The sequence below is a fragment of the Thioalkalivibrio sp. XN279 genome, assembly GCF_011089885.1.
Classification (GTDB): Bacteria; Pseudomonadota; Gammaproteobacteria; order Steroidobacterales; family XN24; genus XN24.
In genome coordinates, this window is sequence record NZ_JAANBD010000027.1 from 158,413 (window position 1) to 172,980 (window position 14,568).

The window sequence follows — 14,568 nt, forward strand, 5'->3', positions numbered from 1 at the left end:
CGCCGCGTGGAGTCATTTCATGCAGTCGATCCAGTCGAGCGCCATGTGGATCAGCAGGCCGAGACCAACCAGGAGCAGTACGCGCGCGGCGGGACGCAAACTATTACTTTCGCTCTCGCGCCCCACAAATAGCGGAAGAACGAACAGAGCGGCGTAGATCACAATCGCGGGGGTGGTGTGCAGTGGGTGAAAGCCAATGGAGCACCGGTTCGGATCGTATATCGGGTCAGCCAGCAAGTGGTCGACATCCACGAACATGGTCGCAATCATGATCAACGTCGCGTTGCGCCAGCGGCTGCGGAAGAACGCGAGCGCGACCAGCAGCGGGACAATGAAATGCAGGGTGATATGGATCATTTATGAGCCTGGGGCGGCGAAGGCGGCATAACCAAAACAGGTGTAATAACTGCGGCAACCGCATACGGCGAACCCGCCGGACAACGACTACTCAATACGCCTAACGCCATAAATTCCTACACCATGGCAATCGGTCTGCCACAGAGATTCGCAAGCTGGTTTTCCGGCAATCTACGGTCCGCAAATCACGCACCATCAACGTTTCCGCGGAGACGCGACGTGCTCCCAAGCCCCAGGGGGCCTGGGGGCCGGCCCTACTTCCCGCGCTTCTTCGGCAGGTAAAGATCCGTCAGCGTCCCCTCGAACGCCTCGGCCGCCATGGCGACGGTCTCGGACAGCGTCGGATGCGGATGGACGGTGAGGCCGATGTCCGCGGCGTCGCAGCCCATCTCGATGGCGAGCCCGACTTCGGAGATGAGGTCGCCGGCGTTGGTGCCGACGATGCCGGCGCCGAGCACGCGGCCGCTCTTGGGGTCGAACAGCAGCTTGGTGATGCCCTCGTCGCGGCCGATGGCCAGCGAGCGGCCTGAGGCGGCCCAGGGGAACACGCCCTTCTCGTAGGCGACGCCTTCAACCTTGGCCTGGCCCTCGGTGAGGCCGACCCATGCGACCTCGGGATCGGTGTAGGCGACCGACGGGATCACGCGCGCATCGAAGGCGCTCTTCTCGCCCGAAGCCACTTCCGCGGCGACCTTGCCCTCGTGCGTCGCCTTGTGGGCCAGCATGGGCTGGCCGACGATGTCGCCGATGGCGAAGATGTGCTGCACGTTCGTACGCTGCTGGCGATCGACGGGGATGAAGCCGCGCTCGACCTTGACGCCCGCAGCCGCCGCATCGATCGCCTCGCCGTTCGGCTTGCGCCCCACCGCGACCAGCACGCGGTCGTAGGTCTGCGGCTTGTCGGGGGCGTTCTTACCCTCGAAGCTCACCTTGATGCCGCTCTTGAGCGCCTTGATCTCGGTGACCTTGGTGCCGGTCATGATTGCGGCATAGCGCGCCTTGATGCGCTTCTCCAGCGGCCGCACCAGGTCGCGATCACAGCCCGGCATCAGCGTGTCAGTGAGTTCCACCACGCTGACCTTCACGCCAAGCGCGTCGTACACGCAGGCCATCTCGAGGCCGATGATGCCACCGCCGATGACGAGCATGGTCTTCGGCAGATCTTCCAGCGCCAGCGCGCCGGTGGAATCCATCACACGGGGATCGTCCGGCATGCCGGGCAGCGCCACCGACTCGGAGCCGGCGGCGATGATGCACTGGCGGAAGCTGAGCTCCTGCTCGCCGTCGGGGCCGTCGAGCTTGAGGGTGTGCGCGCCGGTGAACTTCGCCGTGCCGCGCAGCACTTTGACCTTGCGCTGCTTCGCGATGGTGTCGAGGCCCTTGGTGAGACGGCCGACCACGCCCTCCTTCCAGCTGCGCAGCTTCTCGAGCTCGATCTTCGGCGTGCCGAACACGATGCCGTGCTCGGACATGTGCGCCGCTTCCTCGATCACCGCGGCGGCGTGCAGCAAGGCCTTCGAGGGAATGCATCCGACATTCAGGCACACGCCGCCGAGGGTGTCCCAGCGCTCGATCAGCGTCACGTCGCGGCCCAGGTCGGCGGCGCGGAATGCCGCGGTGTAGCCGCCCGGCCCGGCGCCCAGCACCAGCAGCTCGGTGTCGTAGTCGCCCTGGTCGTCGCTCTCGTCGTCGGGCTGGTCGTCGGCCCGTGCGGCAGCGGCGCCCTGTTCGGCGCCGCGGTCCTCCGCCGGTGTATCCTTCGCGCCTTCGTCGTCGACCTTCTCGCTCTTCGCCTCGGGCTCGTCGCCTGCGTCTTCGCCGTCTTCTTTGTCTTCCTCCTCGACGGCCACCACGGCGATCAAGTCGCCCTCGGAGACGCGATCACCCTTCCCCACCTTCAGCTCGACGATCTTGCCCGCATGCGTCGCCGGCACGTCCATCGAGGCCTTGTCGGTCTCGAGCGTGACGAGGCCCTCGTCCAACGCGACGCTGTCGCCCGCGGCGACCAGCACCTCGATGATCTCGACGTCCTTGAAGTCGCCGATGTCGGGGACGCGGATTTCCTTGTTCGCGCTCATGCCAGCAGCCGGTCGGTGTCGGCCAGCAGCTCGGCCAGGTAACGGGTGAAGCGCACCGCGGCGGCGCCATCGATGACGCGGTGGTCGTAGGACAGCGACAGTGGCAGCATCAGCTTCGGCACGAACTCGCCGTCCTGCCACACCGGCTGCATCTTGTGACGCGACACGCCGAGGATCGCCACGTCGGGCGCGTTGATGATGGGCGTGAAGAAGGTGCCGCCGATGCTCCCGAGGCTGGAGACGGTAAAGTTGCCGCCCTGCATGTCGGCGGCGGCGAGCTTGCCGTCGCGCGCCTTCTCCGACAGCTCGCCCAGCTCGCGCGCCACCTGGAACAGGCTCTTCTTCTCCAGGTCCTTGATCACCGGCACCACCAGCCCGCCCGGCGTGTCCACCGCGAAGCCGACGTTGTAGTAGTGCTTCATCACCAGCTGCTGCCCGTCGGCGTGCAGCGAAGCGTTGAATTGCGGGAACTCGCGCAGCGCCTTGACGCAGGCACGCAGGATGAAGGCCAGCGGCGTCAGCTTCACACCTTCCTTCTCGGCGTCGGATTTAAGCTCCTTGCGCGTGCGCTCGGTCTCGGTGATGTCGGCCTCGTCGAACTGCGTGACGTGCGGCAGGTTGACCCAGGAGGCATGCAGGCGTGGGCCGGAGATGCGCTGAACGCGCGACAACGGCTTGAGCTCGGTCGGGCCGAATTTCGAGAAATCGACCTCGGGCACGGCCGGCAATCCCGTACCGCCGCCAGCGCCGCCCTGCAGCGCCTGCTTCACCCAGGCCTTCACATCGTCGTGCGTGATACGGCCCTTAACCCCGCTGCCGTTGACGCGCGCCAGGTCCACACCCATTTCGCGTGCGAACTTGCGCACCGAGGGACCGGCATGCACTTCGGCGCCGGCCTGCGGGCCCAGCTGCGCCGGCGCGTAGGCGGTGCGGCCCTGCTTTTCCGGCTTCCCGCCCTTTTCTTCCTTGTCGGGCTGCTCGGCCTGCCGGGACTCCTGGTCTTTCTGCGGTTTCTCTTCCTGCCGTGGCTCTTCGTCTTTCTGGAGCTCCTCGGAGTTCTTCTCTTCGTCCTCGGCGTCGCCGCCGTCGTCCGCGCCTTCCAGCACCACGATGACGTCGCCTTCCGACACGCGATCGCCCTTGGCGACCTTGACCTCGGCGACCTTGCCCGCGGACGGCGCCGGCACGTCCATGGAGGCCTTGTCGGTTTCCAGCGTGATGAGCGGATCCTCGGCGGCGACCGTGGCGCCCTGCTGCACGTGCACCTCGATGATCTCGACGCCTTCGAAGTCGCCGATGTCCGGGACTCGCACCTCGTTGCGGCCGGCCATGCTCAGAGCTCCACCGGGTCGGGCTTGTCGGGATCGATGTCGTAGGCGCTGATGGCCTTGTGCGCCGCCTTCGCCTCGATCACGCCGTCGGCCGCCAGCGCGGCGAGCGCGGCGGCAGTGACGTAGCGCCGATCGACCTCGAAATGATTGCGCAACGGCGCACGTGCGTCGCTGCGGCCGTAGCCGTCGGTGCCGAGCGTGACGTAGCGGCCCGGCACCCATTCGCGCACCTGGTCCGGCACGGCGGTCATGTAGTCGGTGGCGGCGATGAACGGCCCCTTGCGCCCGTCGAAACACTGCTCGACGAAAGACTGCTCGGGCTTCTGGGTCGGGTGCAGGCGGTTGCGCCGCGTCACCGACAGCGCCTCGCGGCGCAGCTCGTTGAAGCTGGTGACGCTCCACACGTCGGCGTCCACGCCGTGCTCCTCGCGCAGCATGTCGGCCGCGGCCAGCACCTCGCGCAGGATGGTGCCGGAGCCCATCAGCTGCACCCGCGGGCGCTTGTCGCCCTTGCCGGCCTGCCCCGCGTTATGCAGCTCGTACATGCCCTTGAGGATCCCATCGGCCGCACCCTCGGGCAGCGCCGGGTGAGCGTAGTTCTCGTTCATGCAGGTGATGTAATAGAAAACCCGCTCGTTGCGCTGGAACATGCGCTCCAGCCCGTCGTGCACGATCACCGCCAGCTCGTAGGCGTAGGCCGGGTCGTAGGAGCGGCAGTTCGGCACCGTGGACGACAGCAGGTGGCTGTGGCCGTCCTGGTGCTGCAGGCCCTCGCCCGCGAGGGTGGTGCGCCCGGCGGTACCGCCGATGAGGAAGCCGCGCGCTTGCGAGTCGCCGGCCGCCCAGATGAAGTCGCCCACGCGCTGGAAGCCGAACATCGAGTAGAAGAGATAGAACGGCACCATGTTCACGCCGTGGTTGGCGTAGGCCGTGCCGGCCGCGGTCCAGGCGCACAGGGAGCCGGCCTCGTTGATGCCGAGCTGCAGGATCTGGCCGCTCTTGTCTTCCTTGTAGTAGCTCAGCGTGTCGGCATCCTGCGGGGTGTACAGCTGTCCTTCGCGCGACCAGATGCCGAACTGGCGGAACATGCCCTCCATGCCGAAGGTGCGCGCCTCGTCCGGCACGATCGGCACGATGTGCTTGCCGATCGACTTGTCGCGACACAGCGCCGTCAGCATGCGCACCATGGCCATGGTCGTAGAGATTTCCCGGTCGCCGGTGCCCTCGAGCTGGCCCTTGAATATCTCCTCGCAGGCCGGGATGTCCAGCGGCGGCGCCTTCGCGATACGCCGCGGCAGGTAACCGCCCAGCGCCTCGCGGCGCGCCTTCAGGTACTCGATCTCCGGGCTGTCGTCGTCCGGCCGCCGGAAAGGAATCTCGTCGATCTCGGCGTCCGAGATCGGGATGTCGAAACGGTCGCGGAAGGCCTTGAGGTCGTCCAGCCCGAGCTTCTTCTGCTGGTGGGCGATCATGCGGCCCTCGCCGGCCGCGCCCATGCCGTAACCCTTCACCGTCTTGGCGAGGATCACCACCGGGCGGCCCTCGGTCTCCACGGCTTCCTTGTAGGCGGCGTAGACCTTGCCGCGGCTGTGGCCGCCGCGGTTCAGGCCCCAGATCTCGGCGTCCGACATGTTGGCGACCATGGCCTTCAGCTCGGGGTACTTGCCGAAGAAATGCTCGCGCACGAAGGCGCCGTCCTTGGACTTGAAGTTCTGGTAGTCGCCGTCGACGCACTCTTCCATGCGCTTGCGCAGCAGGCCCTTGTCGTCGCGCGCCAGCAGCGCGTCCCAGCCGTGGCCCCAGATGACCTTGATGACTTTCCAGCCCGCGCCCTGGAAGGTCGCCTCGAGCTCCTGGATGATCTTGCCGTTGCCGCGCACCGGGCCGTCGAGCCGCTGCAGGTTGCAGTTGATGACGAACACCAGGTTGTCGAGGCGTTCGCGCACCGGCAGCCCTATCTCGCCCATGGATTCGGGCTCATCCATCTCGCCGTCGCCGAGGAAGGCCCACACCTTGCGATCCGACGGCTCAACCAGCCCGCGGTGCTCGAGGTACTTGATGAACTTGGCCTGGAAAATGGCCTGCATCGGGCCGAGGCCCATGGACACCGTGGGAAACTGCCAGTAGTCGGGCATCAGCCAGGGATGCGGATAGGACGACAGCCCGCCGCTGACTTCCTGGCGGAACTTGAGCAGGTCGTCTTTCTGCAGGCGCCCCTCGAGGAAGGAGCGCGCGTAGATGCCGGGCGCGGAATGGCCCTGGATGAAGATCATGTCACCGCGGTTCTCTTCCGTGGCGCCGCGCCAGAAGTGCTGGAAGCCGACCTCGTACAGCGTCAGCGAGGAGGCATAGCTGGCGATATGGCCGCCGTACTCCGAGGACTCGCGGTTGGCGTGCACCACCATGGCCATGGCGTTCCAGCGCAGCCAGGCCTCGATGCGTTGCTCGATGGCGCGGTCGCCTGGGTAGGATGGCTCACGCGCCGTCGAGATGGTGTTCAGGTACGCCGTGTTCGGGCTGAACGGCAGGTAATGCCCGGCGCGGCGCACGTGGTCGATCATGCGCTCGACCAGCCAGTGGGCGCGCTCGCCGCCGTGCACCCGCAGCACGGAATCGATGGAATCCAGCCATTCCCGGGTCTCGTCCGGGTCCCGGTCCTGGAAGTTGGGATCGTAGGACATGTTCGCGGGCTCCCTCGGGGCGGGAGCGACCGGTGCCTCCAAGGGTCGCTCGGGTGAATATTCGCGGTCTTGCTGCTACGATGACGCCCCGCAAAAAACAGGGCCGGGACACGTCGAGACCGTCGTTTTTTTGTCGTGTCGGTATCTTCCTGTCTCGCCCCGATGAGGTCAAGGATCACCCATGTCGAGCCTGCTGCCGGAAGGCGCCCTGCCCCGCATCGTCAAGCGGCGTGACCCGCGCGCGCTGCCGCACCTGGACCACCTGCTGGTCGTAATGCCGGCGAGCCCCTCGCGCAGCACCTGGGACATGGTCCCCGGGGGAGAAGCGCTGGCCGCGGCCGCGCGGCGTCGCAAGCAGACCAAGGCCGGCTCAGTGTTCACCCTGCATCTCGATGCGCCCTGCCCGGTCACGGTCGCCATGGCCGACCCTAAGGGCACGCCGTTCAGCTGGCTGACCCTGGCGCGCAAGGCCGCCGCGGAAATCCGCAAGCACCGCCCCGCGAAGGCCGGAATCTGCACCGCCGGGGCCGATGCAGGCATCGCCGCAGCGTGGCTGGAAGCCGGGCTCTCCGGCCTCCTCGCGGCCGAGGGCGAGATGCCGCGCTTCCGCAGCAAGGACGACGCGTCGCAGTCACGCCTGTCCACCATCACCGTGCTCGACGATGCGCCCGGGCTCGACCTGGCGCGCATCCGCGCCGAGGCCGAAGGCAACCACCTGGCACGCTGGCTGGCCGCCTTGCCGCCCAACATGCTGCACGCGGCCGCTTACCGCGGCCTGATCAAGGAACTCGCCGACGCGGAAGGCTGGGAGATGAGCTTCCTCGGCGAGAAGGACTTGGCAAAGCTCGGCGCGGGCGCCTTCCTCGCCGTGGCGCAGGGCAATGCGCACCGAGACGCGGGCATCGTGCGCCTGCGCTACCGGCCGCGCGGCGCCCATGCGGGAATGCAACCGCTGGCGCTGGTCGGCAAGGGCATCTGTTTCGACACCGGCGGCACCAACCTGAAGCCCTTCCGCAGCATGCTCGACATGCAGGAGGACATGCAGGGCAGCTCGGTGGCGCTCGGCACGCTCCTCGCGCTCAGCCGCGTCGGCTTCGAGCAGCCGGTGGACTGCTGGCTGGCCATCACGGAGAACCGCATCGGGTCCACGGCCTACACCTCGCGCGACGTGGTCACGGCCGTCAACGGCGTGACCATCGAGGTCATCCACACCGACGCCGAGGGGCGCATGATCCTGGCCGACACTCTCGCCCTGGCGGCGCGCGAGAAGCCGGCGCTGATGATCGATTACGCCACCCTCACCGGCGCCTGCGTCGCCGCGCTGACGCACCGCTACAGCGGCGTGTTCGGCAATCGCCCCGCCGTGCTGGAACGGGCCATGACCGCCGGTCGCGCCTGCGGCGAGCGCGTCTGGTCGTTCCCGCTGGACGAGGACTTCGACGAGCCGCTGGAGAGCCGCGTGGCCGACGTGCTGCAATGCTCGCTGGACAACGACGGCGACCACATCCTGGCGGCCCGGTTCCTGCAACGCTTCATCCCGGACGAACTGCCCTGGCTGCACGTCGACCTCGCCGCCGGGCACAACAAGGGCGGGCTGGCCCACGTGCCGACGCCGCAGACGGGTTTCGGCGTGCGCCTCACGCTCGCCATGCTGCTCGACCACGAACTGGTCAAGGCCGCCGGAGAACAGGCCCCATGAAACTGACGCTGCGCCGCCCCGACGACTGGCACCTGCACCTGCGCGACGGTGACATGCTCGCCGCCGTGTTGCCGCACACCGCGGCCCGTTTCGCCCGCGCCATCGTCATGCCGAATCTCGCGCCGCCCGTGACCACCACGGCCGCCGCGCTCGCGTACCGCGAGCGCATCCTGGCAGCCCTGCCTGCCGGCAGCGACTTCGAACCGCTGATGACCCTGTACCTCACCGACAACACGCTGGCCGAGGAGATTCATCGCGCCGCCGCCAGCGGCGCCGTGTTCGGGGTCAAGCTGTACCCGGCCGGGGCGACCACCAACTCCGACTCCGGCGTCACCCACCTGCGGCACTGCGACGCAGTGCTGGCGGCAATGGAAGAAGCCGGCATGGTGTTGCAGGTGCACGGCGAGGTCACTGCACCGGGCATCGACGTGTTCGATCGCGAGCGCGTCTTCATCGAGCGCGTGCTGGCGCCGGCGGTCGAGCGATTCCCGCAGCTCAAGGTGGTGTTCGAGCATGTCACCACGGCCGACGCGGTGGAGTTCGTGCGCGGTGCGCGCGACGGCATCGCCGCCACCGTGACGCCGCAGCACATGCTGCTCAACCGCAACGCGCTGTTCGCCGGCGGGCTGCGGCCGCACCATTACTGCCTGCCGGTGCTCAAGGCCGAGCGTCACCGCGAGGCCGTCCTCGCGGCGGCGACCAGCGGCAGCGCGCGCTTTTTCCTCGGCACCGACAGCGCGCCGCACACGCGCGGCAGCAAGGAGTCTTCCTGCGGCTGCGCCGGCATCTACTCCGCCCCCGTGGGCATCGAGATCTACGCCGAGGCCTTCGAGCAGGCGGGCGCGCTGGACCGGCTGGAGGCTTTCGCCAGCGAGCACGGGGCGCGCTTCTACGGCCTGCCGCTGAACGACACCACCATCACCCTGGAGCGCCGTGACTGGATGCCGCCGGCAGAGTACGCCGCGGGCGCCGATACGCTGGTGCCCTTCCGCGCCGGCGAGACCGTGCGCTGGCAGCTGGTGGCTGCGTGAGCGCCACCCCGTCCGGGGCCGGCACCAACGTCAGCGGCCTCATGGCGCGGCGCTTCCGCGGCTTCCTGCCGGTGGTGGTGGACGTCGAGACGGGCGGGTTCAACGCCCGCACCGACGCCCTGCTGGAAATCGCCGCGGTATTGATCGAGCCGGATGCGGAAGGCTGCTTCGCACCGGGCGAGAGCTGGCGTTACCACGTCCAGCCCTTCGAGGGCGCGAACATGGAAGCCGCCTCGCTGGAAGTCAACGGTATCGACCCGTGGCACCCGCTGCGCCCGGCGCTGCCGGAACGCGACGCCCTGCAACGCGTGTTCCGGGAAGTGCGCGCCGCCGTGCGGCGGCATGACTGCACGCGTGCCATCCTGGTCGGCCACAACGCCTTCTTCGACCTCAACTTTCTCAATGCCGCGGTGGAGCGCTGCGGCATCAAGCGCAATCCCTTCCATCCCTTCTCCAGTTTCGACACCGCCACCCTCGGCGGCGTCGCCTACGGCCAGACGGTGCTGTCGCGCATCGTCGAGGCCGCCGGCCTGGAATGGGACAGCAGCGCTGCGCACTCGGCCGGCTACGACGCACGTATCACCGCCGAGGTGTTCTGCCGCATCGTCAACCAGTTCCAGTCGATCTACGAAGCGCGGCAGTAAACGCGCGCCGGCAAACCTGCCGCAACGAAAAAGGGGACGCCGCGCGTTGCGACGTCCCCCTCGAGCTTGCGCCGGCCCGGATCAGGCCTTCGCGGCAACCTCGTCCAGCAGCTTCTTCAGCTCGCCGGAGTGGTACATCTCCACCACGATGTCGCAACCGCCGATCAGCTCGCCGTTGACGTAGAGCTGGGGATAGGTCGGCCAGTTCGAATACGACTTCAAGCCCTCGCGGATCTCCGGGTCCTCGAAGATGTTGAAGTGGGTGAAGTCCGTGCCGCAGGCACGCAGCGCGGCCACGGCCTGCGCCGAGAAACCGCACTGGGGAAAGTCGGGGCTGCCTTTCATGAACAGCAGCACCGGGTGCGACTCGAGGGTCTGCTTGATCCGCTCGTTGATGGCTTCCATCGACAGGTGTCTCCTCGTTTGATTCTTTGTGTCGTGTTCAGTCCAGGTTCGACGCGACGAAGTCCCAGTTGACCAGCTGCCAGAAGGCCTCCAGGTACTTGGGCCGCGCGTTGCGGTAATCGATGTAGTAGGCGTGTTCCCAGACGTCGCAGGTCATGAGCGGCTTGCTGTCGCCGGTGAGCGGCGTCTCGGCATTGCCGGTCTGGACGATCGCAAGCGAGCCGTCGGGCTTCTTCACCAGCCAGGCCCAGCCGGAACCGAACAGGGTCACGGCCTTGTCGGAGAACTGTTCCTTGAACTTGTCGAAGGAACCGAAGGCAGCGTCGATGGCCTTCGCCAGCTCTCCGCTCGGCGCGCCGCCGCCGTTGGGCGACAGGCAGTGCCAGTAGAAAGTGTGGTTCCACACCTGCGCGGCATTGTTGAACACGCCGCCAGAGCTGCCGCGGACGATGTCTTCCAGCGTGGCATCGGCCCACTCAGTGCCACCGATCAGGCCGTTGAGCTTCTCCACGTAGGTGTTGTGATGCTTGCCGTAGTGGTACTCCAGCGTCTCGCGGGAGATGTGGGGCTCCAGGGCGTCCATCGCATAGGGAAGGTCGGGCAGGGTGTGCGCCATTGCGTGCTCCTCAGAAACTTTTCTTGCTCAATGAATTACGGGGGTCAGACCCCATACGTATAAGCCGAAGTATAACAGACCACCCCCCGGGCCCGCCGCGCCGCGGCCGGTCCGGGACGGGGCCGCTATACTCGCGCTGCCGCCAGAGAGGAACGCCAATGTCTCCCGCCACGCCTCCCCCGGACCTGACTGATGTCGTCCGCCGCGCCGTCGCCGAGGACCTCGGCCCCGGCGACGTCACCGCCGACCTTGTGCCGCCGGAAACGGTCGCGGACGCCACCGTGCTCACCCGTGAAGACGCCGTGCTCTGCGGCAGGGCGTGGTTCGAGGAGGTGTTCGCCCAGCTCGACCCGGCGGTTTCCATCCACTGGCAGGCTGCCGACGGCGACTTCGTGGTCGCCGGGACCGAGCTGTGCCGCCTCTCCGGCCCGGCGCGGCCGCTGCTCAGCGGCGAACGCACGGCGCTGAACTTCCTGCAGACGCTGTCGGGCACCGCCACGCTGGCGCGGCGTTACGCCGAGGCCGTGGCCGGTACCGGCTGCCGCGTGCTGGATACCCGCAAGACCCTGCCCGGCCTGCGCTCGGCGCAGAAATACGCCGTGACCTGCGGCGGCGCGAGCAACCACCGCCACGGTCTCTACGACGCCGTGCTCATCAAGGAAAACCACATCATCGCCGCCGGCGGGTTGCTCGAGGCCCTGCGGGCCGCGCGCGCCGCCCATCCCGGGCTGACGGTGGAGATCGAGGTGGAGTCCCTGGCCGAGCTGGAACAGGCGCTCGCCGGCGCCCCGGACATCGTGCTGCTGGACAACTTCGACCTGGAATCCCTGCGCGCAGCCGTGGCCTGCGTACGCGGGCGCCCGGATTGCGCAGTCCGCCTCGAGGCCTCCGGCAACGTGTCGCTGGACACCGTGGGCGCCATCGCCGCCACCGGGGTCGATTTTGTCTCCGCCGGGGAGTTGACGAAAAACGTGCGCGCAACCGACCTTTCCATGCGCTTCAAGCTGCGCCGCTGACGCTGGGGCCTGCAGTCCTGTTGCAGCGCACAAAACACGCCCGCCCGATGCGCGCCGGCCGGAAGCGTGGAGTCGCCCGGCACAAAGGCCCCCCGCGCCTCACCGCCCGTGGCCGCCGCCCTCTTTTGCGGCGCAAAAACAGAATCCCAACGACTGTTTGAAACGAAGGCCTGGTTGCTTGCAGGGCCGTATTTGCGTGGGTTATAAGCGGATGATGCGGCGCGGCATATGCGGCGCGACTTTGCGCTGCGCGCAACCTCGAACAGGGCGGAGGACACCATGACAGTACTCACCACCATTCTGCTCACCCTCGTCGTCATCGGCGTGCTCGCCTACCGGCGCAGCAGCCTGCCGGTCTGGACCGGCGCGCTCGCCGTCCTGCTGCTGGCCGTGCAGCTGGCGGGCGGCGGACTGTCCCCGCTGCCGTGGGTCTTGTTCGCGCTGGTCGCCGGACTGCTGAACCTGAAACCGCTGCGCCGCACCGTGCTCAGCCGGCCGCTGCTGAAGTGGTTCAAGTCCGTGCTGCCGCCGATGTCGCAGACGGAGAAAGACGCCATCGACGCCGGCACCGTGTGGTGGGACGCCGAGCTCTTCACCGGCAACCCGAACTGGAACGCCCTGCTGCGCACGCCGCGCGCGGAGCTGAGCGAAGAGGAACAGGCCTTCCTCGACGGCCCCGTCGAAGAACTTTGCCGCATGCTGGACGACTGGAAGATCAACCGCGAACTGGACGACCTGCCGCCCGAGGTGTGGGAGTTCCTCGGCAAGCATCGCTTCTTCGCCATGATCATTCCGAAAGAATTCGGCGGGCTCGATTTCTCCGCGCGCGCCCAGTCGGAGATCGTGATGAAGATCGCCAGCCGCAGCGTGGCCGCGGCCGTCACGGTGATGGTGCCGAACTCGCTCGGCCCGGGCGAGCTGCTCATGCATTACGGCACGCCCGAGCAGAAGCAGCACTTCCTGCCGCGCCTCGCCAAGGGCCTGGAGATTCCCGCCTTCGCGCTCACCGGGCCGTGGGCCGGCTCCGACGCGGGCTCGATGCCGGACGACGGCATCGTGTGCAAGGGCGAGTACAAGGGCAAGGAAGTCCTGGGCTTCCGCGTCAACTGGTCCAAGCGCTACATCACGCTCGGCCCCATCGCCACCATTCTCGGCCTGGCCTTCAAGGCGCGCGACCCGGACGGCCTGCTGGGCGGCAAGAAGGAGCTGGGCATCACCTGCGCCCTCATCCCGACCGACACGCCGGGCGTGGAGATCGGACGGCGCCACAACCCGGCCGGCGCATTCCAGAACGGACCCAACTACGGCACCGACGTGTTCGTGCCCATGGAGTGGGTCATCGGCGGCCAGGCCCAGGTCGGCAACGGCTGGAAGATGCTCATGGACTGCCTGTCCGTGGGCCGCGCCATTTCCCTCCCGGCGCTCGGCACCGCGGGCAGCAAGATGGCTGCACGCATGACCGGCGCCTATGCGCGCGTGCGGCGCCAGTTCAAGATTCCCATCGGCCGCTTCGAAGGCATCGAAGAGCCGTTGGCGCGCATCGCCGGCGTCACCTACCGCATGGACGCCGCGCGCATCCTGACCGCCACTGCCCTCGCGCTCGGCGGCAAGCCTTCCGTGCTGTCGGCCATCCTCAAGTACAACAATACCGAGGGCATGCGCCAGGCCATCAACGACGCCATGGACGTGCACGCCGGCCGCGCGGTCTGCCTGGGCCCGAAGAACTACCTCGCCCAGACCTACCAGACCGTGCCGGTGGCGATCACGGTGGAAGGCGCCAACATTCTCACGCGCAGCATGATCATCTTCGGCCAGGGCGCCATCCGCTGCCATCCCTACGTGCTGAAGGAGATGCTCGCCGCAGCAGACACGGACGAGAGCGCCGGGCTGAAGGCCTTCGACGAGGCGTTCTTCGGCCACGCCGGTTTCACCATCAGCAACCTGGTGCGCTCCTTCGTGCTCGCGCTCACGGGCGCGCGCTTCGTCAAGGCGCCGGACCTCGGTCCCACCGCGGTCTACGCCCGCAAGCTCACGCGCATGAGCGCCTCGTTCGCGCTGCTGGCGGACGTCGCCATGCTCACCCTGGGCGGCGACCTGAAGCGCCGCGAGAAGCTGTCCGGCCGCTTCGCCGACATCCTCAGCCACCTCTACATGGCCTCGGCCGTGCTCAAGCGCTTCGAGGACGACGGCCGCCCGGCCGCCGACCTGCCCATCGTGCGCTGGGCGCTGGACGACTCCCTCGCCATCATCGAGGAGCGTCTCGACGGGATCTTGCGCAACTTCCCGGTGCCGGGCGTCGGGGGCTTCCTGCGGCCCTTCGTCCTGCCGCTGGGCCGCCGTTGCCGCCCGGCCTCCGACCACCTCGGCCACGAGGTGGCGAAGCTGATGCTCAGCCCCTCCGAGACGCGCGACCGCCTCACCGCCGGCATGTACTTCGAGCGCAGCGAGGACGATCCGCTGGGCCTGATGGAACTGGCGCTGGAAAAGGTCATCGCCTTCGAGCCCATCGAGCGCAAGCTCGGCACGGTGGTCAACACCAGCAACATGGAGAAGGTGCTGGCGAAGGGGCTGGCCGACGGCGTGATCAACGAACTCGAGGCCGAAACGGTACGCGAGGCCATGGCCATCACCACCGAGGCCATCGCCGTGGACGACTTCCCGGGCCGTTCGCGCAAGGCCGGGCAGCAGGCGGCCTGACGGCCGCCGCCAC

11 protein-coding genes are annotated in these 14,568 nt (G+C 67.8%); 5 read left to right on the plus strand and 6 right to left on the minus strand.

Annotated elements, in window-relative coordinates; all coding sequences use genetic code 11:
- Positions 1-12: 12 nt before the first annotated feature.
- The 4 genes from G8346_RS07720 to aceE all read right to left on the minus strand — a co-directional run bounded on the left by G8346_RS07720 (position 13) and on the right by aceE (position 6,447).
- Positions 13-357, minus strand: a complete 345-nt coding sequence (locus G8346_RS07720; RefSeq protein ID WP_166049886.1) for a DUF6122 family protein — start codon at positions 355-357, stop codon at positions 13-15.
- A gap of 254 nt (positions 358-611) precedes the next feature.
- A complete protein-coding gene (gene lpdA / locus G8346_RS07725; RefSeq protein WP_166049887.1) occupies positions 612-2,435 on the minus strand; it encodes a dihydrolipoyl dehydrogenase in 1,824 nt (607 codons plus the stop codon).
- Positions 2,432-3,766: a dihydrolipoyllysine-residue acetyltransferase gene (locus tag G8346_RS07730; protein ID WP_166049891.1), complete on the minus strand. Its 1,335-nt coding sequence runs from the start codon at positions 3,764-3,766 to the stop codon at positions 2,432-2,434. The genes lpdA and G8346_RS07730 overlap by 4 nt, the downstream gene beginning before the upstream one ends.
- Positions 3,767-3,768: 2 nt before the next feature.
- Positions 3,769-6,447 carry a pyruvate dehydrogenase (acetyl-transferring), homodimeric type gene (gene aceE / locus G8346_RS07735; RefSeq protein ID WP_166049893.1) on the minus strand — a complete coding sequence of 893 codons (2,679 nt, stop codon included), beginning with the start codon at positions 6,445-6,447 and terminating at the stop codon, positions 3,769-3,771.
- A 181-nt stretch (positions 6,448-6,628) separates the two neighbouring features.
- Between aceE and G8346_RS07740 the strand changes: the two genes are divergently transcribed.
- The 3 genes from G8346_RS07740 to rnt are packed head-to-tail and all read left to right on the plus strand — an operon-like array spanning position 6,629 to position 9,821.
- Positions 6,629-8,146 carry a leucyl aminopeptidase family protein gene (locus G8346_RS07740; RefSeq protein WP_166049895.1) on the plus strand — a complete coding sequence of 506 codons (1,518 nt, stop codon included), beginning with the start codon at positions 6,629-6,631 and terminating at the stop codon, positions 8,144-8,146.
- The gene (gene pyrC, locus G8346_RS07745) at positions 8,143-9,177 is read left to right on the plus strand and encodes a dihydroorotase (protein ID WP_166049897.1); all 1,035 of its coding nucleotides are present in this window, start codon (positions 8,143-8,145) and stop codon (positions 9,175-9,177) included. The genes G8346_RS07740 and pyrC overlap by 4 nt, the downstream gene beginning before the upstream one ends.
- Positions 9,178-9,218: 41 nt before the next feature.
- Positions 9,219-9,821, plus strand: coding sequence for a ribonuclease T (gene rnt, locus G8346_RS07750; RefSeq protein WP_166050619.1), 603 nt, complete (start codon positions 9,219-9,221; stop codon positions 9,819-9,821).
- An 81-nt stretch (positions 9,822-9,902) separates the two neighbouring features.
- On the opposite strand, the gene grxD is transcribed toward rnt, so the two are convergent.
- Positions 9,903-10,226 (minus strand): Grx4 family monothiol glutaredoxin, encoded by a 324-nt coding sequence (gene grxD / locus G8346_RS07755; RefSeq protein ID WP_166049899.1) that lies wholly within the window; start codon positions 10,224-10,226, stop codon positions 9,903-9,905.
- Positions 10,227-10,263: 37 nt separating this feature from the next.
- Positions 10,264-10,842: a superoxide dismutase gene (locus tag G8346_RS07760; RefSeq protein WP_166049902.1), complete on the minus strand. Its 579-nt coding sequence runs from the start codon at positions 10,840-10,842 to the stop codon at positions 10,264-10,266.
- Between the two features lie 158 nt (positions 10,843-11,000).
- Between G8346_RS07760 and nadC the strand changes: the two genes are divergently transcribed.
- Positions 11,001-11,858, plus strand: coding sequence for a carboxylating nicotinate-nucleotide diphosphorylase (nadC, locus tag G8346_RS07765; RefSeq protein ID WP_166049904.1), 858 nt, complete (start codon positions 11,001-11,003; stop codon positions 11,856-11,858).
- A gap of 279 nt (positions 11,859-12,137) precedes the next feature.
- Complete coding sequence (locus tag G8346_RS07770) at positions 12,138-14,555, plus strand: acyl-CoA dehydrogenase (protein ID WP_166049907.1); 2,418 nt, start codon at positions 12,138-12,140, stop codon at positions 14,553-14,555.
- Positions 14,556-14,568: the final 13 nt, after the last annotated feature.

Bases quoted from the DNA above. Each gene is read 5' to 3' on its own strand.
- rnt (WP_166050619.1), top strand. From the start codon at position 9,219: ATGGCGCGGCGCTTCCGCGGCTTCCTGCCGGTGGTGGTGGACGTCGAG.
- grxD (WP_166049899.1), bottom strand. From the start codon at position 10,226: ATGGAAGCCATCAACGAGCGGATCAAGCAGACCCTCGAGTCGCACCCG.
- nadC (WP_166049904.1), top strand. From the start codon at position 11,001: ATGTCTCCCGCCACGCCTCCCCCGGACCTGACTGATGTCGTCCGCCGC.
- G8346_RS07770 (WP_166049907.1), top strand. From the start codon at position 12,138: ATGACAGTACTCACCACCATTCTGCTCACCCTCGTCGTCATCGGCGTG.
- pyrC (WP_166049897.1), top strand. From the start codon at position 8,143: ATGAAACTGACGCTGCGCCGCCCCGACGACTGGCACCTGCACCTGCGC.
- G8346_RS07720 (WP_166049886.1), bottom strand. From the start codon at position 357: ATGATCCATATCACCCTGCATTTCATTGTCCCGCTGCTGGTCGCGCTC.
- lpdA (WP_166049887.1), bottom strand. From the start codon at position 2,435: ATGAGCGCGAACAAGGAAATCCGCGTCCCCGACATCGGCGACTTCAAG.
- aceE (WP_166049893.1), bottom strand. From the start codon at position 6,447: ATGTCCTACGATCCCAACTTCCAGGACCGGGACCCGGACGAGACCCGG.
- G8346_RS07740 (WP_166049895.1), top strand. From the start codon at position 6,629: ATGTCGAGCCTGCTGCCGGAAGGCGCCCTGCCCCGCATCGTCAAGCGG.
- G8346_RS07730 (WP_166049891.1), bottom strand. From the start codon at position 3,766: ATGGCCGGCCGCAACGAGGTGCGAGTCCCGGACATCGGCGACTTCGAA.
- G8346_RS07760 (WP_166049902.1), bottom strand. From the start codon at position 10,842: ATGGCGCACACCCTGCCCGACCTTCCCTATGCGATGGACGCCCTGGAG.